Consider the following 18,474-nt stretch of genomic DNA (forward strand, 5'->3'; position numbering starts at 1 on the left):
TCGACTGTGCTTGTCGCACCTCGGTCGGGACACCCATCACAGTCGTGGTTAAAGTGATCCCCCATGACCAGTGTTCAGGACGCAACTGCACAGGGTTCGGCCGCCAAGCCCGATATCCACACCACAGCGGGAAAACTCGCCGATCTCAGAAGTCGCCGGGAAGCCGCGATGCTCCCCAGTGGTGAAGCTGCAGTGGAGAAGGTGCACGCGAAAGGCAAGTTGACCGCCCGAGAGCGCATCACCGCGCTACTCGACGAAGGTTCGTTCGTCGAACTGGACGCGCTCGCTCGTCACCGGTCCGTCAACTTCGGAATGGCCGACAACCGCCCCTTCGGCGACGGCGTAGTCACCGGCTACGGCACCATCGACGGGCGCGACATCTGCGTTTTCTCCCAGGATGCCACCGTCTTCGGCGGTTCCCTCGGTGAGATCTACGGCGAGAAGATCGTCAAGGTCATGGATCTTGCGATCAAGACCGGCCGTCCGCTGGTCGGCATCAACGAAGGCGCAGGCGCTCGCATCCAGGAGGGCGTCGTCTCACTGGGCCTCTACGGCGAAATCTTCCACCGCAACGTCCAGGCCTCCGGAGTCATCCCGCAGATCTCGCTGATCATGGGGCCTGCCGCCGGCGGACACGTCTACTCCCCCGCACTGACCGATTTCGTCGTCATGGTCGACGGCACCTCGCAGATGTTCGTCACCGGCCCCGATGTCATCAAGACCGTCACCGGCGAGAACGTCACCATGGAAGAACTCGGTGGCGCGCACACCCACATGGAGAAGTCCGGTGTCGCGCACTACGTCGCGTCCGGCGAGCAGGACGCGTTGGACTACGTCCGAGATCTGCTGTCGTACCTACCGAGCAACAACCGCGCCGACGCACCCCGCCTGGCGCCGTCGGATCCGATCGTCGGTGGCATCGAGGAAAGCCTCACGGCAGAGGACCTCGAACTGGATACTCTGATCCCGGATTCACCGAACACCCCGTACGACATGCACGAGGTCATCCGCCGGATCCTCGATGACGACGAGTTCCTCGAAGTCCAGGAAGGCCGCGCTCGCAATATCATCGTCGGCTTCGGACGTGTCGACGGTCGCTCGGTGGGCATCGTGGCGAACCAGCCCACCCAGTTCGCCGGCACTCTCGACATCGACGCCTCCGAGAAGGCAGCTCGCTTCGTACGAACCTGCGACTGCTTCAACGTCCCGATCATCACCCTCGTCGACGTTCCAGGCTTCCTGCCCGGAACCGAACAGGAATTCAACGGCATCATTCGTCGTGGCGCGAAGTTGCTCTACGCCTACGGTGAGGCGACGGTCGGCAAGATCACCGTCATCACGCGAAAGGCCTACGGCGGCGCATACGACGTCATGGGCTCCAAGCACATGGGTGCCGACGTCAACCTCGCGTGGCCCACGGCTCAGATCGCGGTCATGGGTGCATCGGGTGCCGTCGGATTCGTCTACCGCAAGCAACTCCTCGAGGCCGCGAAAAACGGCGAGGACGTCGACGCGTTGCGGTTGAAGTTGCAGCAGGAGTACGAGGACACCCTCGTCAACCCGTACATTGCGGCCGAGCGCGGCTATCTCGACGCCGTCATCCCGCCGAGCCATACGCGTGGCCAGATTGTCGCTGCGTTGCGGCTTCTCGAGCGCAAAATGGTGACGTTGCCGCCCAAGAAGCACGGGAACATTCCACTATGAGCGCACCGGCAAAGGAATCGGACATCACCGAAGCTACGGATCTGATCGAGTCTGCAGGCCTGGAAGACGCATCTGCGGTCGCTGAAGTCCACGCTGCGATTCGAGTGGTGAAGGGCAATCCGTCCGACCAGGACATCGCGGCACTTGTCGTGGTCCTCACCGCGGCGGCGGGTTCGAATGCCTCGACCATTGACTCACGTCCGCCGGAGCTGTGGGGTTCTCATGCCTCCAAGCATCGGACGTTCGCGCCGTATTCGCCGTACTCGTACGGCGCCTCGCAGCGCTACTAGAGTGCCTCGCTTCGTTCTCGCCTCGGCGTCGCCTGCACGGCTCGAAGTTCTCCGCAAGGCGGGGATCGACCCGGTCGTGCGGGTGTCCGGGGTGGACGAGGACGCGCTCACCGCTGCGCTCGGACCCGATCCGGCACCCGAGGATGTGGTCGTAGCGTTGGCACTTGCCAAGGCAGAGGCGGTACTCGCCGAGTTCGACGACGCAGTGGTGGTCGGGTGCGATTCGATGTTGTCGATCGGCGACGAGCTACAGGGCAAGCCTCACAGCGTCGATGTGGCGCGGCGTAGGTGGGCCGCGATGGCAGGAAGATCAGGTGATCTTCTGACCGGCCACGCTGTCGTTCGAGTCGTGAACGGGAGGTCGGTCACGGTCGCGGCCGGGTGCAGTTCGACGAAGATCCACTTCAGTGAACCGTCCCCTGCCGACCTCGAGGCGTATCTCGCATCGGGAGAGCCGTTATCGGTGGCCGGCGCCTTCACGCTGGACGGCCTCGGTGGCTGGTTCGTCGACCGCATCGAGGGGGATCCGTCCAGCGTCATCGGGATCGGTCTACCGCTCGTCCGTCGACTTCTGGCCGATGTCGGCACGTCGTTGTCCGAGCTGTGGGCCGATTCAGGGAATCAATAGAGCTGTGACGTCTCGGGCCCACTCGGCAGCCTGCACCTTGGGCTTGACGTTCGAGGAGCTGTCGTGCCGGGCGTGCTCGCCGACCTGTTGAGCGCCTAGTTCCACCAGCTTGTCGGCAATGATCTCGCCGCCGCGGTTGAATGTGTCCTCGTACACGCGGTCGCCCAGTCCGAACATAGCGAATCTGAGTCCGGAGAGGTCCGGGCCTTCCTCGACGAGCGCGTCGTAGAAGGGGCCTGCTCCAGTCGGCAGTTCGCCTTCGCCGTAGGTGGAGCAGACGATGACGTGAAAGTCGTCGGTATCGATATCGGATAGCTCGTATTCGAGCATGTCACGGACGTCGACGTCATGATCGGTCATCACCTCGGCGATCTTGTCCGCAACCTCCTCGGCTGTGCCGGTCTCCGAACCGAACAACACGACTACTGCCATGTCCACTCCCCTTCTCGAAACTTTTCCTTTGCAGGCCACCGAAAGAATCGGTAAGTGAGAATAGCCTCACCAGCAGTGCGGGTCGGATCCCACCTGCTCTCTGCGGGGACGACAGGTGTCCGCGGGCGGCTCTGCACTCCGAGCGCAGCTCCCTCGGTTCACCGAGCGCCTAGGATCGACAGAGTCAGATCGATTCGATCACTCCTAGGAGCGAAGAAGAAGTGCCCGTAGCAGCAGACCCCACGCCCACGTTTTCCGACTATGCGCACCCAGATCGACTGGTGTCCACTCAATGGCTGTCCGCACACCTCGGCACTCCCGGCCTCAGGGTCGTCGAATCGGATGAGGATGTGCTCCTCTACGACGTCGGCCACATTCCGGGTGCGGTGAAGATCGATTGGCATGTCGATCTCAACGACCCGGTCACGCGGGATTACATCGATGGAGATCGGTTCGCGGCACTGCTCGGCCGCAAGGGTATCTCTCGCGACGACACCATCGTGATCTACGGCGACAAGAGCAATTGGTGGGCCGCCTACGCACTGTGGGTATTCACCTTGTTCGGACACCAGGATGTCCGGCTGCTCGACGGTGGCCGAGACGCGTGGCTGGCCGAGAACCGCGAAACAACCCTCGACGTCCCCGAGTATCCGGCCACCGAATACCCGGTGGTGGAGCGAAACGACGCACCGATACGAGCATTCGCTGCGGACGTCCTCACGAGCCTGGGCACGATCCCGCTCATCGACGTGCGTTCACCGGCGGAATACACCGGAGAACGCACCCATATGCCCGACTATCCGGAGGAAGGGGCACTGCGCGGCGGCCACATACCTACCGCGGTCAGCATCCCCTGGGCCAAGGCTGCAGCCCCCGACGGTCGCTTCCGTACCAGGGCAGAGCTCGACGAGATCTACGCCGACTACGTCGCTAGTGAGAAGGTGATCGCGTACTGCCGAATCGGCGAGCGATCGAGCCACACCTGGTTCGTGTTGACTCATCTTCTCGGTCACGAATCGGTCCGGAACTACGACGGCTCGTGGACCGAATGGGGTAACGCTGTTCGGGTACCGATTGCACGCGGCGAGGAGCCTGGCTCCGCACCTGTGAAGGCCTGATCATGGCCGAGTTGCCGGAGTCGCTCTCCGAGATCGTCGAGGATTTCGCCGCGGTCGAGGGTCAGGACAAGCTTCAGTTGCTCCTCGAGTTCAGCCGTGAGCTTCCCGGGTTGCCCGAGCACTTGGAACAGGCAGCCATGGAGCCGGTGCCCGAATGCCAGTCACCGCTGTTTCTGTCCGTGGACAGCGCGGATCGAAATGCGGTCAAGCTGTATTTCAGTGCGCCGCCGGAAGCACCGACGACGAGAGGTTTCGCGTCGATACTCCACCAAGGTCTCGACGGACATTCAGCGCAGGACATTCTCGCTGTGCCGGATGATTTCTACCTTGCGCTCGGTCTCGGAGACGCCGTGAGTCCGCTGCGACTGCGCGGAATGTCTGCGATGCTCACGCGCATCAAGCGCCATGTGAGATGAAGCCAAGAAGGGACGGCCTTGATCCGCTGGTCGAGGCCGTCTTGATCGATACACTTTCGGGTCGGTACACTCACTGTCGGACACGGTGAACGCGATTCGGTAGGTCTTCGGTGCGCTCATCGTGGTTGTTTGTCTATCCCGCGTGAGAGTTGGTTGCTGTCGAATGGAGTTCACCGAGTTGGCGGACTACGCCATACCCGCAGGCACCATCACGGAGTGGATTCCCAGTGTCGGCCCCCACGCGAGCACCCCGGTCCTGGCCGGGTGGCAGCCGGACGACCGCCCTACGTCGTATGTGCACGAGGCGCACCTGCGCGACAGCCTGAAGAGTCCCCGTCAGGGTCGGGAGAGTTGGTTGGGCGCGGCGTTCGATATCGACGGCCCGCTCGACAAGCCTGCGTTCCGGCGTGCCGTGCTCGCGTGGATCGATCGCCACGAGTCGATGCGTTCGCACGCAGCCATCGATGTCGAAGGCGGGGAGCTGAGCCGAGTCACCGCCGCTGAAGGCACCGTCGACGTCTGGCAGGTCGAGCAGGAGCGCTGCGAGCTCTCCAGCGAGGTGTTGGACCATCTGCAGTACTTGTTCGACGAGTACACCTCCCCTCTCGCCTGGCCCGCCTATGCGTTCGTGACAGTAGAACCACTGGAAACGCGGGACACCGGAAAGGTGACCGTCTTCTTCGCCGCCGATCACTCCATCATCGACGGCCTGTCCACCGTTCTGGTTGCCCACGAGATATCCGCGCTGTACGCCGAGGCAGTCGACGGCACAACCGCCGCACTGTTCGAGGCTGGTAGCTACTTGGACTTCGGGGTGTCCGAGCGCCGGATGCATGCCGAACTCGAGCACACGCACGATGCCGTGGTGACCTGGCGCCGCTTCCTCGACGCCGGAGACGGTCAGCTACCGGCTTTCCCTCTCGACATCGGCACCCAGGGCAGCGGTGACGCTCCCCAGGGCGGGCTGACCGACTGGATCCTCGACGCCGCACGGGCCGATTCCTTTTCTGTTGCGTGCCGCAAGACCGGCAACAGTATGTTCGCCGGACTGCTGGCCGCGTTGGCAGTGGCCGGGGCGGAACTGACCGGCCGGACCGAGTTCCGGACCATCACACCGGTACACACTCGGGATCAACCGCACTGGGCGTCCTCACTCGGATGGTTCGTCGGATTGTGCCCGCTCTCGTTCGATATCGCGGATGTGGAATCGTTCGGCGCCATCGTTGCGCGGGCTACTCAGCAGGTCGCGGCAACCAAGCCGGTAGCCCGGGTCCCACTCGACCGAGTCTTCCGCGCGCTGGGAGCCTCTGCGAAGCCGCGCTTCGTGGTGTCGTTCATGGATGTGCGTTTCGCGCCGATGGCAGATCGGTGGGACGACTGGAATGCCCGGGCACTGCGCAGCAAGCAGTACGAACACGACGTCTATATCTGGATCAACCGCACACCGCGCGGGGTGAACATCTCGGCGCGCTACCCCAACAACGACATCGCAACCGCGCACGTTCACCGCTACGTCGGCGTGCTCCGGCGAATCCTCGACGAGGTGGTCGACACAGGGACGGCGTCGCTGACCTCCATGGTGAGCAGCCGCCCGGCATTGGACAGCGCATCTTTCGCTCCGACACCTACCAATCAGTAGGGACCTCCGGCTTTTTTGGGTCTGTTCCCTGTAACCACCATCCAGTTTCGGATGCGCCGGCGACTGTGCTTACACTCCGAATAGACGCCCGTAACCGAGCGGCGGAAAAACGCCGCGCACGGAACACTCGAAACCACAGGAGGCTCAGTGCCCAGCCACGCCAGCGCGCATATCACCAAGGTGCTTGTCGCCAACCGCGGCGAGATTGCAGTTCGGGTGATACGAGCAGCAGCGGATGCCGGCCTGACCAGTGTCGCGGTATACGCCGAACCCGACGCCGATGCTCCGTTCGTGCGCCTTGCCGATGAAGCCTTCGCTCTCGGTGGACAGACATCTGCCGAGTCGTACCTGGTGATCGACAAGATCCTCGACGCCGCCCGCAAGTCCGGCGCCGACGCCATTCACCCCGGCTACGGATTCCTGTCCGAAAACGCAGAATTCGCCCAGGCCGTCATCGACGCCGGGTTGATCTGGATCGGACCGTCGCCGCAGTCGATTCGCGATCTCGGCGACAAGGTCACGGCCCGCCACATCGCCGCCCGTGCCAAAGCGCCTTCGGTGCCCGGCACCTCCGAGCCGGTCAAAGACGCAGCCGAGATCCTCGCCTTCGTCGACGACCACGGTCTACCTATCGCCATCAAGGCTGCCTTCGGCGGCGGCGGACGCGGCATGAAGGTTGCCCGCACCCGTGAAGAGATCCCCGAGTTGTTCGACTCCGCCACCCGCGAAGCGATCTCCGCCTTCGGTCGCGGAGAGTGCTTCGTCGAGCGCTACCTGGACAAGCCGCGCCACGTCGAGGCACAGGTCATCGCCGACCAGCACGGCAACGTCGTCGTCGCCGGCACCCGAGACTGCAGTCTGCAGCGCCGTTTCCAGAAGCTCGTCGAGGAAGCGCCTGCACCGTTCCTCACCGATGCCCAGCGCGCCGAAATCCATTCCTCCGCGAAAGCAATCTGCCGCGAAGCCGGTTACTACGGCGCAGGTACCGTCGAATACCTCGTCGGCCAGGACGGACTCGTCTCGTTCCTCGAGGTCAACACCCGCCTGCAGGTCGAGCATCCCGTCACCGAGGAGACCTCCGGCATCGACCTGGTGCTGCAACAGTTCCGCATCGCCAACGGCGAAGAACTCTCCATCACCGAAGACCCCACGCCACGCGGACACTCGTTCGAGTTCCGCATCAACGGTGAGGACGCCGGCCGCGGCTTCCTACCGGCCCCCGGACCGGTCACCACCTTCGTCGCTCCCTCGGGCCCCGGCGTACGCGTCGACTCCGGTGTCGAATCCGGCTCCGTGATCGGCGGCCAGTTCGACTCCATGCTCGCCAAGCTCATCGTTACCGGTGCCACCCGCGAAGAAGCCCTCGCACGCTCACGTCGCGCGCTGGCCGAGTTCAAGGTCGAGGGCCTGGCGACAGTCATCCCGTTCCATGCTGCCGTGGTCTCCGATCCCGCGTTCATCGGGGACGGCACGAAGTTCGACGTCCACACCCGTTGGATCGAGACCGAGTGGGACAACCAGGTCGAACCGTTCACCGCCGGTGAGCCTGCCGACGAGGACGAGGCACTCCCCCGCCAGTCCGTCGTTCTCGAGGTCGGTGGCCGTCGCGTCGAGGTCTCGCTCCCCGGCCAGTTCTCACTGGGCGGCGGCGGCGCCGCGACCGACGGTGCGATCCGTCGTAAGCCGAAGGCTCGCAAGCGCGGTGGCTCGGGCGCAGGCGCAGCATCCGGCGATGCTGTCACCGCTCCGATGCAAGGCACTGTCGTCAAGGTTGCCGTCGAAGAGGGCCAGGAAGTCGCCGAGGGCGATCTCATCGCGGTCCTCGAGGCGATGAAGATGGAGAACCCGGTCAACGCTCACAAGGCCGGGATCGTCACCGGCCTGTCAGTGCAGCCGGGATCGGCCATCACTCAAGGCACAGTCCTCGCCGAACTGAAGTAACACGATTCACACCGACGTCCGGGTTAGTCTGTTCTCATGGCAGACAACCCGGACGTTCGTGTCGGTACGGCCGAGCGTGAACAGGCGCATTCCGCTCTGAGCCGGCATTTCAGCGATGGGCGACTCACCCTTCCCGAATTCGACGAGCGGAGCGCCGTGGTTGCGTCTGCCAACACGCGAAGGCAGCTGGACTCGGTGTTCACCGACCTTCCTTCGCCATCCTTGGATCCGACCGCCTCAGCGCCGTTGGACCTGAGAAAGTCGACTTCTCCAGCAAACACGGACGAGCACGACGGCGTCGACGGGTGGGACTGGCGTAAGACAGTGATGGCCGTGACCCCGATCATTGCGCTGATCCTGTTCTTCGTCGTCCCCGTCTCCCCCAGTTGGTTGTTCTTCCTGCTCATCCCACTTGTCGGTGCACTCGTTGCCGGTGGAAATCGGTCCAGGCGGCGCAATCGGTGACTGCGATCGATCCCCCGCGAGCACTGTTGTTCGATGTGTTCGGCACCGTGGTGGATTGGCGTACGAGCATTGCCCGCGAGGTCGCTGCGGTCACAGCAGCCCAGGTAGATTCACTCGCTTTCGCCGATCGGTGGCGCAGTCTCTATCAGCCGGCGATGGAACAGGTACGGTCCGGCGCGCGCCCCTTCACCAGACTCGATGTTCTGCACTTGGAGAGTCTTCGTATAGTCCTCTCCGAGTTCGATGTTCGAATTCCCGAACCCTCGATTGTCGCGCTGAATCTCGCGTGGCACCGCTTGGCCCCGTGGCCGGATTCGGTAGCGGGCATCGGCCGCCTGAAGTCCAAGTTCGTCGTTGCACCGCTGTCCAACGGAAATATTTCGCTTCTGTTGGACATGGCGAAGAACGCCGGTATTCCCTGGGATGTAATCCTCGGCGCAGAGCCGGCGCGCGCGTACAAGCCGTTGCCCGACGCGTATCTCCGCACCGCTGACATCCTCGGCCTACGTCCCGAGCAGTGCATGATGGTCGCGGCTCACAACAGTGATCTGATGGCAGCCGGAGACTGCGGATTTCGAACAGCTTTCGTTTCTCGACCGCGAGAATACGGGCCCGCGCAGACGGAAGACAGTGTTCCGCAGTCGGACTGGACGTACAGCGTGCACTCGATCACCGAACTCGCCACGGCTCTGCACTGCTGAGGTACGTCCGCGACAACTAGTCCATTCGACGCGGCCCTATTCTGCAGCCTCGATACGACTTCCGACCGCATGGACGACAACGATCTGCGGATTCCACGGCACCAGGGCGTCGATCGATTTTTCGAGTTCGTCGATGGGCGGAAGATCCTGAGGGCCCAGCACTTCGATCACCGCGGTGTCGGCCTGCCAGGTGACGGATCCGACCTGAGCATCCGGAACGGATGCGAGCCATTGCTCTGCCGCGTCATGAATCTGACGCACCCAGAGTGAGGTAAGCGAGTTGATCACCATGGGAATGGCCACGACGACGAGGGCTGATGCCAACAGGAGAAATACGCGACCATGTCGCGGCGACTCTGTGGTGCGGCTTTCTTTTGCGTAACCGGCGACTACCAGTACCAGGGTGGAGGTGATCACCATGGCAACCACATTCGAGGCGAACAACACCAGAGCACCGAGCGCAAGCGAGGGTGCCCCGGATCCGAGGCAGACACCGACGACGGCAAGTGGCGGGACCAATGAAATTGCGATGGCCACGCCGGGAAGCACATCACCGACGTCACGGCGAGTGATGGCAATGGATCCGGCGAAGCCAGTGGCAATCGCAGCCATGAGGTCGGCCAGTGTCGGGGAGGTGCGTCCGAGAACCTGAGAGTTGGTCAGCACGTTGGTCGGGTTGAGCAACACCTGCGCGAACAGGTATCCGAATGCCACGACCAACAACAGCCCCAACAGCACATGTAAAGCACTTCTGAACACCAGCGATCCACGACCGGTGGCAATGCCGAGGCCGGCACCGAGAATCGGAGTCGACAATGGCGCTACGATCATCGCCCCGATGACGGTGGCCGTCGAGTCAGAAACCACTCCCGCGACAGCGATTATTCCGGAAAGGGTAAGCATGATCCAGAATGCCGACCGCTTTGCACCACTGTCCCCGGCAGCGAGATCCAACCGCTCGTCCAGTTCGTCGAGACTTCGACGCTGGCTGTCCGGGACCAAAAATGCAAGCATCTCCCAGCCTTTCGAAAAACCGAAGTCAGCGATCGCGATTACACGGTAGCCCGCTTTCGGTGAGTGCGTACCGAAAACCGAGCACACCGAACCTGCCTGGTCGGTGACAGAGAACTGGTCTGGTGCACGCCTCCACTCACTGCGCGTCGAGATCCACCCCGCACGATCGGGTTCCTTCGCGCGGGGCGAACACCCAACGCCGGTGGCCACTTTCGGACGCACCGAAAGTGGAGTCCCACATTTATTCTGGGTCGTCGAGCTCAACGAGAGCATCCTGACTTGCTGGTCATCTTTTCGTTCCCACGGACCTCACAAAGCCCCAGTTCGAGACCGAGTGTGGGACACTCACGAAGGACAAGCCGGTACACAGCCCCACCTGCTGCACGCGGTTCGCGAACACGCATCTGCGCATCGGTTGGGATGGACACAGCTTTCCGGCGGTCAGTTCTCTCCAAGAGAAGGGCTAAAGATGCTACACACAGACATACCAAGCCAGGCAGAGATCATCGACCTAGCTTCCACCGAGGGAAGAACTTGCGTGTCGATCTATACACCGACCGCAGACACGGTACGAGACCATGATCGCGTGCAGCGCGAATTTGCCGGCCAGGTGCGCTCGGCATTGGCGCAGATCGAAGACTCCGACGAGCGAGCAACTATCGAGCAGTCATTCGAGGCGCTCACCGAATGGTCGGAGTTCTGGCGATACCAATCTCGCACCCTTGTTGTGCATGCAACCACCGAACGCATCCGTAGTTATCGCTTGCCCAACCGCCTTTCGGCCGTGACATTCGCCGGCGACCGCTTTTACCTCAAGCCTATGCTCCGAACCACATCGTTCCCGCAGACGGCGTTCGTCCTGGCATTGGCCGAGGGTGGCGTGCGGCTGGTCGACATCTCCGCTGACCAACCTCCTGCGGAGGTAAGCGTGCCCGGCCTGCCGACGGACCTCGAGTCCGAGCTCGGCAAGCCCGAGCGCAGCGGTTACGGTCCCGGTGGAAGGCCCCACAACCCGGACAGTCGTATGACCCGTATTCGGCAATTCACCCGCATCGTCGACCAGGCTCTGCGCACCACTTTGATCGGTCGCGGCATTCCATTGATCCTCGCTGCGGCCGACCCCATCGCATCGATCTACCGCGGCACCGCCACCTACCCGGGGCTGCTGCCACAGGGCATCGATGGTAATCCCCAGGCGCTCAGCGACGGTGCTTTGGCCGACGCTGCCCGCACCGTGCTGGACAATCACTACCGCGACCAACTGTTCGATTTGCGTCGACTCTTCGACGAGCGCAAGTCGCAAGGCCGCGGATCGACCGATGTTGCGGACGTTGCAAAGGCTGCCACATACGGTGCGATCGGCACGGTAATGGTCGACATCGAGAGCATCGTTCCGGGCACCGTCGATCCAGATACCGGTGACGTGCACTTCACGGACGCCGACGACGCACAGGTCTACGGTGTGGTGGACGAGATAACCCGGCGCGCATTATTGTCCGGCGCGACGGTGACCGCCGTTCGAAGCGAAGACATGCCCGACGGCGCACAGATTGCGGCGATCCTGCGGTACAAGAGCTGATCTGAGCTTCCCGCCCGTTCGCGGGCGGGAACTCTTCACCCGGCGTCGACCGGACCCTCGTTCGCTTCTACTTGCGCGCCATAATGTATGCCTGCGGTTGAAGCTCAGACCCCTTCGGCGCACGGACTAATCGAATGTCCACCCGAAACCTCCTCTTGCGCAACAGATTCACGATTTTCTCAGGAGACAGACGGTAGACGTCGTACGCGACGACATGACCGTATGCCTGTTCCAGTCGCACTCGCTCGTCGCCGACCTGAGACGAGAGTAGAAGCAAACCTCCCGGGGCAAGGACCCGCCAGAACTCCGCGAGAACTACGGTCAGGAGCTTCGGCGGGGTATGGATTATCGAATACCATGCGAGAACCCCCTCGACACTTCCGTCGGCGAGGTCCACATCGAGTATAGATCCGACGTCGAATTGCAGTGCAGGATAGTCCCTTCGGGCGATGTCGATCATCGTCGGAGACACATCGATCCCGACTGTAGTCAGCCCGCGACTGTGGAGGTACTCGGAAATCCGGCCGGGTCCACACCCGGCGTCGAGGACGCGCGCGCCTCCCCCTTCGCTCACCATGTCCGCGAATGTGTCCAACAATCGCCGATCGAGTGGCTTGTGCGAGAGTTCATCTCGCAGTAGTTCGGCGTAACTGTGCGCTACGGCATCGTAGGCCGTCCTGGTCGTATCCAGATGATCGAGATCCATGCCGTCCCTCTTGCAACAGAATTCGCTATGCCGACACTCCCCTAGCGATAGTCGTGATCGATGCCCGTCGCCCATCGAGAACACTCGACGGTGACGACGTCCAATCTACTGCGTAGAAACGCCCGTGCACCCGCGTCTCCACTCGAGGTGGCAATCACTTCGTCCCAATGCTCACGACCGAACACCACGGGGTGTCCGGGAGTGCCGCCGAATACCGCACGAGCCAGATGCGACGGCGACACTCGGGCCGAATCGAGCACGGCGCGAACAACCTCGGGACCCACATCGGGAGTGTCGACGACATGGACGACCGCGTACGAGAAGCCCTCGGCCGCAAATAGTCCAGCCTTCAGCGAGGCACTCATCCCGACGGGCCAATCGTCAGCGTGCACAGCGATCGCCCCGTCCGGCACCGCGCTGTCTGCGGCACCGAGCACCACGATCACCTTCTCGCATCCACCGTCGTGTAGGGCGCGCACGGCGATGTCGAGCCACCTGCCTTCGTCGGCGAGTACTTTCGGTGATCCGTAGCGGGTGCCGGCACCTGCAGCCAACAACACCCCGATCGCATCGCCCGTCAATTGTTTCTCCTTCGAGAGCTTCGATGTCCGCTGCACGCTGATCGTGTATCTGTCTTACCCACTCGACTAGCCCATCACCGCTCTCGCCCACTCGACCAGGGGGACGAGTTCACGCCAGGTATCGCGTACGTGCACCATCGCGTCGGACGTCTCGAGCCAGTCCGGTGATCCGAAGTGTTTCGACACCGTCAAGGATTTGTGTCTGAGCAGGCCGATTCGAGGATGGTCGAGCTCGTATCCACGCGGCTTGGTCTTGAGCTGGTCACCACCGATCTCGAACCCCGCCGCGGTCAACGTCGTCACCAGTTTTTCGAGTTCGACCCCGCGCACGTCGTTGTCCACAGCTTCTCGATAGCGTGCGATGCCGTCGGTGGTCGAGCCGTAGAACCCGCCTGCGACGAAGAGCCCGGCCGGATCGATCTGTACGTAGAAGCCGAGGCTTTGCCCGCGCGCGACGAACCCACCCTGATGCGTCTTGTACGGCGTCTTGTCCTTGGAGAATCGCACGTCTCGATACGGGCGGAATACTTTCCCTTCACCGAACTCCGCTTCCAGCTCTGCGAGCAACGCGGTCATGGGCGCTTTGACCGACTCGTCATAGACGGATTTATGAGCAGCCCACCACGTCTTGCTGTTGTCCGCTTCGAGGTCCTCGTAGAAGTCCAGCGCAGCAAAAGGAATACCGGTGAAAGCCATATTCGTCATCCTAGGAGGAAAGCCAGCGGAGTCGTCATGACCGGGGATCACTCGAAGGCTGGGGAGCACTGGACGGCCGACTCACGATGACCCGCCAGTTCTTCGTCGATCGCCAATAAAGGTATGCGATCAGACCGAGCGGAATCGGAAGCAGCCACGTAGCCATCCGGAACAACACCACGGCCGCAACCAGATCTCCTTGTTGAGCCGTGGTCATGCCGACGCCGAGAACTGCGATCAGAACGGCCTCTACGACGCCGAGACCGCCAGGGGTCGGTGCAAGTAGCACTGCCAACGACATTGCGCCGAAGGCGACCACGATCCGATCCCAGCCCACTTCGTCACTGCTCGTACCCATCAGCCGAAGAGCCACGCCGAGCGCGAGTGCCCCGAGCAATTGCGAGAGCAACATCGTCGCAGTCAACGACCGCCAACAGGTACGTACCCGGGCAAGGAGATGCTCACGGAAGTCGGCTACGACCTCCTCCATGTCTCGTGGAGCGATCCGCTCGAACCGTCCTGCCAACACGTTTCGGCCGCGTGTGAGCGTTCGGCCGACGCGACGAGCAAATGCATCGTTGGTGATCACGAGCGCGACGAGTAGGCAGATCGCGGTGACGACCACGCATGTGCCTGCGGCAATCCAGACCTCCGACCCCGATGCGGTCCCGAAGAATACGAGAAACACTAGAGCGACCGACATCAGCACGTACCGCGACAGATTGGTCCAGATGCCGATCGTGATGATCGACGTCGAACTGTCCGCCAGCGTGAAACCCCAGGATCGGTACATTCCGAACGTCAAACCCGTTGCGACCGTGCCGCCTTCAGGAACAGTGTTGGTGAGTGCAAGCGATGCCGTCCGTGCGACACCGGCCTGCGCGATGGTCAGGCCGGGCAACGTATAAATCATCGGCCACAACATCGACGCCAGATAGAGCAGCCCGAAAACGCTCACGACGAGAACGTCGCCCACCGAAATCGAACTCAGCGCATCCGATACCGCACCCGAATTCCCGACCGTGCGGTAGAGCAGCCACATGACGAGCCCGACCACCCCGTACGACAGGACGGCAGAAGCGACCTTACGGACAGGGCCGGGCGTCATCGGTCGTAGAAGGTCTGCAGAATGATCGTGCTACGAGTCCGAACATTCGCCGTTGCCCGAATCTCCTGCAGTAAGCCCTCGAGGCTGCGCGGCGATTCCACTCGAACGAGAAGAACGTAGCTCTCTTCCCCCGCCACCGAATGGCACGATTCGATGGCGGTGATGTGGCGAAGGCGCGCGGGTGCGTCGTCGGGCTGCGCGGGGTCGATGGGTGTAATGGCAACGAACGCAGACAGCGGACGTCCCAGCGCATCCGGATCCACCTGTGCGGTGTACCCGCGGATGACTCGACGGGCCTCGAGGCGTCGGACACGAGACTGCACAGCGGACACCGAGAGGGTGGCCTTCTCGGCCAACGTGGCCAGAGTCGCACGGCCGTCGGCGACCAGTTCGTCGATGATCAACCGGTCTATCCGGTCGAGGTTTTCGCTCACCTGCGCAATCTAGCCCAGTGCGACCCGACTCGACCCACTGGACAGCACAGAATGCCGCTGAAACTTGACGAAATGTATCCGAGTCAGGCGAACAGAGGCGGCAGCGCGAATATCATCACGGTGGACCAGACCACGTGGGTGAGGATCGGCGCCAGGATGCCACCGGATGCGCGTCGTTGCAGGGCGAGAACGAAACCGAGCGTGATTGCAGCGAACGCAAGCATCGGATTCCCGCTCGCCAGGGTGACCACCGTGTAGATGACGGTCGAAATCAACACCGGCTTTCGACGACCGATCGCCGCGAACAGGGCACCTCGAAAGAAGATCTCCTCGGCGACCCCGTTGAGCAGGGTGATGAACACGATCAGTGCCAGGGATCCGAACCGCGCATGCGCCAGCACATTCTCGGTGAAGTCTGCCAGTGGTGGGATCTGTCGCACGATCAATGCGCCGACGACGAAGACGGCACTCGCAGCAAGCCCGGTGAGAATTGGGGTGATGATCGGTCGTCGCATCGAACCGTTGATCCGAATTCGTCCCAGATGCAGTGGACCCGAGGCGAATCCCCCTACGATCCACGCCGCCGCCAACCCGAGGGTCAGCGCATAGAACACACTGTCACCGGGTTCGACTGCCAGCGAAAGACCCAGCAGCGTCGCTCCGACCACGAGTGTGATCACCACCACGATCCGGCGTCGCAGGAATGCCTTGTCGGATTCCTCGTGGTCCCGGTCGACCTTTTCCACAAGGGCCGCCTTCACAACGTCGACCACACTCGTCTGCCACGTCGCCATCAAGCATCCCTGTTTTTGTCGTCGAGAAGACGTCGTATTGCCGATCTCGTCCGGCCGGAAACACTGTCCACCACATCGAGGTTCGTGCGCACCACCGCTGCGACGGGCCAGGAGTACAACAACGAACGCGCGCCGAGGGACTCGAACAGGTCCCACGTAGGTTTCGACGAGGCCGCCACGCCGTAGCGGCGGATCACCGACGCGTCGCCTCCGCTCCACGCTGCGTCGGTGACGGAAAGCCGTAATGGATCCTTGAGCTCACTCACTCCGGGCGGGGTGCCGACGCCGCCCTGCACACTGCGACGCATCGCATCCGCGATCGTGGTTCTACCGCCTTCGGGTTCACCGACGACATCGACGATCCGATCCTCCGACGTCGTCATGGTGTTGTGCAGTGACCCGACCAGGTCCTCGGCGAGCGCATCTGGAATGGGGATGATCTTGCCGATGACACGCCCGGCCAGCCCAGTAGGAACGCCTGGGGTGCGCAGCCCGACGCGGGTCAGTCCTGCCGCTTCCACGTACGCGAACAACAAATCTTGGTACGGCACCGTGTCCGGGCCGCCGATGTCGTACGAGCCGGGCGGAACAGTGGAGCGAGCCGCCAGGAGATAGAACAGGACGTCGTCGACGGCGATGGGCTGCACCGGGTGGCTCAGCCAGCTCGGCAGCGGCAATACCGGGAGCCTGTCGGCGAGATAGCGCAGCATCTCGTAGGAGGTAGAGCCGGCACCGATCACGATCGCTGCGCGAAGCCATACGACCTCGACGCCGTCGACCGAGAGGGCCTCCCCGACGTCTGCTCGGCTCGCCAGATGCTCCGACAACTCTTCGCCCTCCGGCACGAACCCGCCCAGGTAGACGATCCGGCGCACACCGGCGGCGGCAGCCGCTTCGGCGAACTGCCGGGCCGAGGTCAAATCTTGGCTACGGTAGTCGGCTTGCCCGATCGCGTGGACCAGGTAATACACCACCTCGACGTCGCCCGCTTGCTCGAAACCCTCACGAAGCGAGAGTGGGTCACCCGCGTCGAGCGCGCAGGTGTCGACGTCGTGCCACCAGTCGAATCTCGTCAGCGTCTCGGGTTTCCTCGAGGCAGCACAGACGTTGTCACCCGCATTCAGCAAGGATGCGACCAACCTCGACCCTATGTATCCACTCGCGCCGGTAACGAGAACTCTCATGACTCGAGGCTAACGACATCGGATCGGCGCTGCCGCAGCAGCGGGGCCCGGCGACCTACCTGTGGCATTGTCGAGTGATGGCACTGATGCTGGCCGGCGTTCGGCTTCCTGTCCCCTTCGGGGGTCTGACTGCGGCAAAATTCGGTCGAGACGTGGCGCTGTCGAGCGCGCGTTGGGCCCGCGATACCGCCAACTTCGCGTGGGAGCTTCCCGGTCGCGTCGAGACGTTGCTCGACGAGGTAACGACGCTCATGGCTCGAATCGACGAGGTTGTCACCGCCGCACAGCTCGTCGTCATCGAGGCCGCGGTCACTACTCGCTCGGCCGAAGGCGTCGTCGATACGGCGTCGAAGACATCGGCGACCGCGTTCGAGTTGGTCGAGCTGTTCGAGCCGATGGCGCAACAGGCGGCACCGTTCGCGCAAAAGTTCGTCTACCACCTGTCCGAGCAAGAAGTCGACGCCACCATCGCGATGGTCGACCAACTTCCCGAAATCGTCGAGCATATGAAATCCGTCCTTCCGATCTTGGCCACACTCGACACGGTGTCGCCCGAGATTCACGAATTGCTCAACGTGACAAAGGATGTCCGACGCGCCGTCATCGGGATCCCAGGGTTCAAATTCTTACGCAAGAGGGGCGAGGAGAAATTGGCAGAGGAAGCCGAGGACGAAGGCCACTGATTCCTCCTCGGCTCGCCACCGAAGCGGCTCACCAAGCGGGGGTCGATTCAGCCGTGTTCGGCGACGAGACGATCGAACTCGGCCCGGTCGACCAACTGCGGTTCACCGATAGCGAGGGCCTCGGCGTACTTGTTGGCGAGGCGGTAGTCGCGACCCAGGGGTCCCCGTTCACCGTCCTCGTCGTCGGCCTGCGCACTCGCACCGGGCGGGACCTCGCTCTGCAGGCCGTTGGTACGCTCGCCGATTTTTGCGTCGAGCTTGGCGGAAATGATCTGCATCGTTTCTTGGTCGTCGGTCATCAACCTCCCGTACCCGCCCTCGATCGTCTTCACACCTGTTCGCTCGCATCCACAGCTCAGCC

21 protein-coding genes are annotated in these 18,474 nt (G+C 62.7%); 11 read left to right on the forward strand and 10 right to left on the reverse strand.

The genetic code is table 11. The features are described 5' to 3' along the window. The first annotated feature begins 63 nt into the window (after window positions 1–63). From ABIB36_RS11910 to ABIB36_RS11920, 3 genes are read left to right on the forward strand one after another with little or no spacing between them, the layout of a single operon-like run. Window positions 64–1,704 carry an acyl-CoA carboxylase subunit beta gene (locus tag ABIB36_RS11910; protein ID WP_084346833.1) on the forward strand — a complete coding sequence of 547 codons (1,641 nt, stop codon included), beginning with the start codon at window positions 64–66 and terminating at the stop codon, window positions 1,702–1,704. Further along, window positions 1,701–1,994 (forward strand): acyl-CoA carboxylase subunit epsilon, encoded by a 294-nt coding sequence (locus ABIB36_RS11915; RefSeq protein WP_354559358.1) that lies wholly within the window; start codon window positions 1,701–1,703, stop codon window positions 1,992–1,994. The genes ABIB36_RS11910 and ABIB36_RS11915 overlap by 4 nt, the downstream gene beginning before the upstream one ends. 1 nt (window position 1,995) lies before the next feature. Continuing rightward, entirely contained in the window at window positions 1,996–2,622 is a 627-nt protein-coding gene (locus ABIB36_RS11920) for a Maf family protein (RefSeq protein WP_354559357.1), read from the forward strand. Here ABIB36_RS11920 and ABIB36_RS11925 read toward each other — a convergent pair. Further along, complete coding sequence (locus tag ABIB36_RS11925; RefSeq protein ID WP_354559356.1) at window positions 2,608–3,054, reverse strand: flavodoxin domain-containing protein; 447 nt, start codon at window positions 3,052–3,054, stop codon at window positions 2,608–2,610. The genes ABIB36_RS11920 and ABIB36_RS11925 overlap by 15 nt on opposite strands. A 221-nt stretch (window positions 3,055–3,275) precedes the next feature. Here ABIB36_RS11925 and ABIB36_RS11930 point away from each other — a divergent pair, with 221 nt between their 5' ends. The 6 genes from ABIB36_RS11930 (at window position 3,276) to ABIB36_RS11955 (ending at window position 9,334) form a co-directional block, all read left to right on the forward strand. After that, a complete protein-coding gene (locus tag ABIB36_RS11930) occupies window positions 3,276–4,172 on the forward strand; it encodes a sulfurtransferase (protein ID WP_084346829.1) in 897 nt (298 codons plus the stop codon). A 2-nt stretch (window positions 4,173–4,174) separates the two neighbouring features. After that, the gene (locus ABIB36_RS11935) at window positions 4,175–4,588 is read left to right on the forward strand and encodes a SufE family protein (protein ID WP_084346828.1); all 414 of its coding nucleotides are present in this window, start codon (window positions 4,175–4,177) and stop codon (window positions 4,586–4,588) included. Window positions 4,589–4,751: 163 nt separating this feature from the next. Next, window positions 4,752–6,227 (forward strand): condensation domain-containing protein, encoded by a 1,476-nt coding sequence (locus ABIB36_RS11940; protein WP_354559355.1) that lies wholly within the window; start codon window positions 4,752–4,754, stop codon window positions 6,225–6,227. 147 nt (window positions 6,228–6,374) lie between these two features. Beyond that, on the forward strand, window positions 6,375–8,168 hold the full coding sequence (locus ABIB36_RS11945; RefSeq protein ID WP_084346826.1) for an acetyl/propionyl/methylcrotonyl-CoA carboxylase subunit alpha: 1,794 nt from the start codon (window positions 6,375–6,377) through the stop codon (window positions 8,166–8,168). 36 nt (window positions 8,169–8,204) lie between these two features. Continuing rightward, window positions 8,205–8,633 carry a DUF1707 SHOCT-like domain-containing protein gene (locus ABIB36_RS11950; RefSeq protein ID WP_084346825.1) on the forward strand — a complete coding sequence of 143 codons (429 nt, stop codon included), beginning with the start codon at window positions 8,205–8,207 and terminating at the stop codon, window positions 8,631–8,633. Next, window positions 8,630–9,334 carry a haloacid dehalogenase type II gene (locus ABIB36_RS11955; RefSeq protein ID WP_354559354.1) on the forward strand — a complete coding sequence of 235 codons (705 nt, stop codon included), beginning with the start codon at window positions 8,630–8,632 and terminating at the stop codon, window positions 9,332–9,334. Before ABIB36_RS11950 ends, ABIB36_RS11955 begins: the two co-directional genes overlap by 4 nt. 36 nt (window positions 9,335–9,370) lie before the next feature. Here ABIB36_RS11955 and ABIB36_RS11960 read toward each other — a convergent pair whose 3' ends face one another. Further along, window positions 9,371–10,348, reverse strand: a complete 978-nt coding sequence (locus tag ABIB36_RS11960) for a TIGR00341 family protein (RefSeq protein WP_354559353.1) — start codon at window positions 10,346–10,348, stop codon at window positions 9,371–9,373. Window positions 10,349–10,886: 538 nt separating this feature from the next. On the opposite strand from ABIB36_RS11960, the gene ABIB36_RS11965 reads away from it, so the two are divergent. Next, window positions 10,887–11,927: a baeRF11 domain-containing protein gene (locus ABIB36_RS11965; protein ID WP_256895610.1), complete on the forward strand. Its 1,041-nt coding sequence runs from the start codon at window positions 10,887–10,889 to the stop codon at window positions 11,925–11,927. Window positions 11,928–11,994: 67 nt separating this feature from the next. Here ABIB36_RS11965 and ABIB36_RS11970 read toward each other — a convergent pair whose 3' ends face one another. From ABIB36_RS11970 to ABIB36_RS12000, 7 genes are all read right to left on the reverse strand, one after another. Continuing rightward, complete coding sequence (locus ABIB36_RS11970) at window positions 11,995–12,633, reverse strand: class I SAM-dependent methyltransferase (protein WP_354559352.1); 639 nt, start codon at window positions 12,631–12,633, stop codon at window positions 11,995–11,997. Window positions 12,634–12,674: 41 nt separating this feature from the next. Beyond that, entirely contained in the window at window positions 12,675–13,214 is a 540-nt protein-coding gene (locus ABIB36_RS11975; RefSeq protein ID WP_084346939.1) for a nucleotidyltransferase family protein, read from the reverse strand. A gap of 66 nt (window positions 13,215–13,280) precedes the next feature. Beyond that, window positions 13,281–13,910, reverse strand: coding sequence for a DUF2461 domain-containing protein (locus tag ABIB36_RS11980; RefSeq protein WP_354559351.1), 630 nt, complete (start codon window positions 13,908–13,910; stop codon window positions 13,281–13,283). Between the two features lie 34 nt (window positions 13,911–13,944). After that, window positions 13,945–15,018 carry a lysylphosphatidylglycerol synthase transmembrane domain-containing protein gene (locus tag ABIB36_RS11985; RefSeq protein WP_354559350.1) on the reverse strand — a complete coding sequence of 358 codons (1,074 nt, stop codon included), beginning with the start codon at window positions 15,016–15,018 and terminating at the stop codon, window positions 13,945–13,947. Continuing rightward, entirely contained in the window at window positions 15,015–15,452 is a 438-nt protein-coding gene (locus tag ABIB36_RS11990; RefSeq protein ID WP_084346818.1) for an Lrp/AsnC family transcriptional regulator, read from the reverse strand. The genes ABIB36_RS11985 and ABIB36_RS11990 overlap by 4 nt, the downstream gene beginning before the upstream one ends. Window positions 15,453–15,535: 83 nt before the next feature. After that, window positions 15,536–16,246: a CPBP family intramembrane glutamic endopeptidase gene (locus ABIB36_RS11995; protein ID WP_084346817.1), complete on the reverse strand. Its 711-nt coding sequence runs from the start codon at window positions 16,244–16,246 to the stop codon at window positions 15,536–15,538. Then, window positions 16,246–17,430 (reverse strand): NAD(P)H-binding protein, encoded by a 1,185-nt coding sequence (locus ABIB36_RS12000; protein WP_354559349.1) that lies wholly within the window; start codon window positions 17,428–17,430, stop codon window positions 16,246–16,248. The genes ABIB36_RS11995 and ABIB36_RS12000 overlap by 1 nt, the downstream gene beginning before the upstream one ends. Window positions 17,431–17,507: 77 nt before the next feature. Between ABIB36_RS12000 and ABIB36_RS12005 the strand changes: the two genes are divergently transcribed. Continuing rightward, complete coding sequence (locus ABIB36_RS12005; protein ID WP_084346815.1) at window positions 17,508–18,113, forward strand: ribulose 1,5-bisphosphate carboxylase large subunit; 606 nt, start codon at window positions 17,508–17,510, stop codon at window positions 18,111–18,113. 47 nt (window positions 18,114–18,160) lie between these two features. Here ABIB36_RS12005 and ABIB36_RS12010 read toward each other — a convergent pair whose 3' ends face one another. Further along, window positions 18,161–18,412, reverse strand: coding sequence for a modification methylase HgiDII (locus ABIB36_RS12010; RefSeq protein ID WP_084346937.1), 252 nt, complete (start codon window positions 18,410–18,412; stop codon window positions 18,161–18,163). Between the last annotated feature and the right edge of the window lie 62 nt (window positions 18,413–18,474).

Origin of the sequence: Rhodococcus sp. UYP9 (assembly GCF_040547235.1) — a bacterium.
Taxonomy (GTDB): Bacteria; Actinomycetota; Actinomycetes; order Mycobacteriales; family Mycobacteriaceae; genus Rhodococcoides.

What these genes read in the sequence shown, in the direction of transcription:
- ABIB36_RS11910 (WP_084346833.1), top strand. Translation starts at nt 64, where the DNA reads ATGACCAGTGTTCAGGACGCAACTGCACAGGGTTCGGCCGCCAAGCCC.
- ABIB36_RS11915 (WP_354559358.1), top strand. Translation starts at nt 1,701, where the DNA reads ATGAGCGCACCGGCAAAGGAATCGGACATCACCGAAGCTACGGATCTG.
- ABIB36_RS11925 (WP_354559356.1), bottom strand. Translation starts at nt 3,054, where the DNA reads ATGGCAGTAGTCGTGTTGTTCGGTTCGGAGACCGGCACAGCCGAGGAG.
- ABIB36_RS11935 (WP_084346828.1), top strand. Translation starts at nt 4,175, where the DNA reads ATGGCCGAGTTGCCGGAGTCGCTCTCCGAGATCGTCGAGGATTTCGCC.
- ABIB36_RS11940 (WP_354559355.1), top strand. Translation starts at nt 4,752, where the DNA reads ATGGAGTTCACCGAGTTGGCGGACTACGCCATACCCGCAGGCACCATC.
- ABIB36_RS11950 (WP_084346825.1), top strand. Translation starts at nt 8,205, where the DNA reads ATGGCAGACAACCCGGACGTTCGTGTCGGTACGGCCGAGCGTGAACAG.
- ABIB36_RS11960 (WP_354559353.1), bottom strand. Translation starts at nt 10,348, where the DNA reads ATGCTTGCATTTTTGGTCCCGGACAGCCAGCGTCGAAGTCTCGACGAA.
- ABIB36_RS11970 (WP_354559352.1), bottom strand. Translation starts at nt 12,633, where the DNA reads ATGGATCTCGATCATCTGGATACGACCAGGACGGCCTACGATGCCGTA.
- ABIB36_RS11980 (WP_354559351.1), bottom strand. Translation starts at nt 13,910, where the DNA reads ATGGCTTTCACCGGTATTCCTTTTGCTGCGCTGGACTTCTACGAGGAC.
- ABIB36_RS11985 (WP_354559350.1), bottom strand. Translation starts at nt 15,018, where the DNA reads ATGACGCCCGGCCCTGTCCGTAAGGTCGCTTCTGCCGTCCTGTCGTAC.
- ABIB36_RS11995 (WP_084346817.1), bottom strand. Translation starts at nt 16,246, where the DNA reads ATGGCGACGTGGCAGACGAGTGTGGTCGACGTTGTGAAGGCGGCCCTT.
- ABIB36_RS12000 (WP_354559349.1), bottom strand. Translation starts at nt 17,430, where the DNA reads ATGAGAGTTCTCGTTACCGGCGCGAGTGGATACATAGGGTCGAGGTTG.
- ABIB36_RS12005 (WP_084346815.1), top strand. Translation starts at nt 17,508, where the DNA reads ATGGCACTGATGCTGGCCGGCGTTCGGCTTCCTGTCCCCTTCGGGGGT.
- ABIB36_RS12010 (WP_084346937.1), bottom strand. Translation starts at nt 18,412, where the DNA reads ATGACCGACGACCAAGAAACGATGCAGATCATTTCCGCCAAGCTCGAC.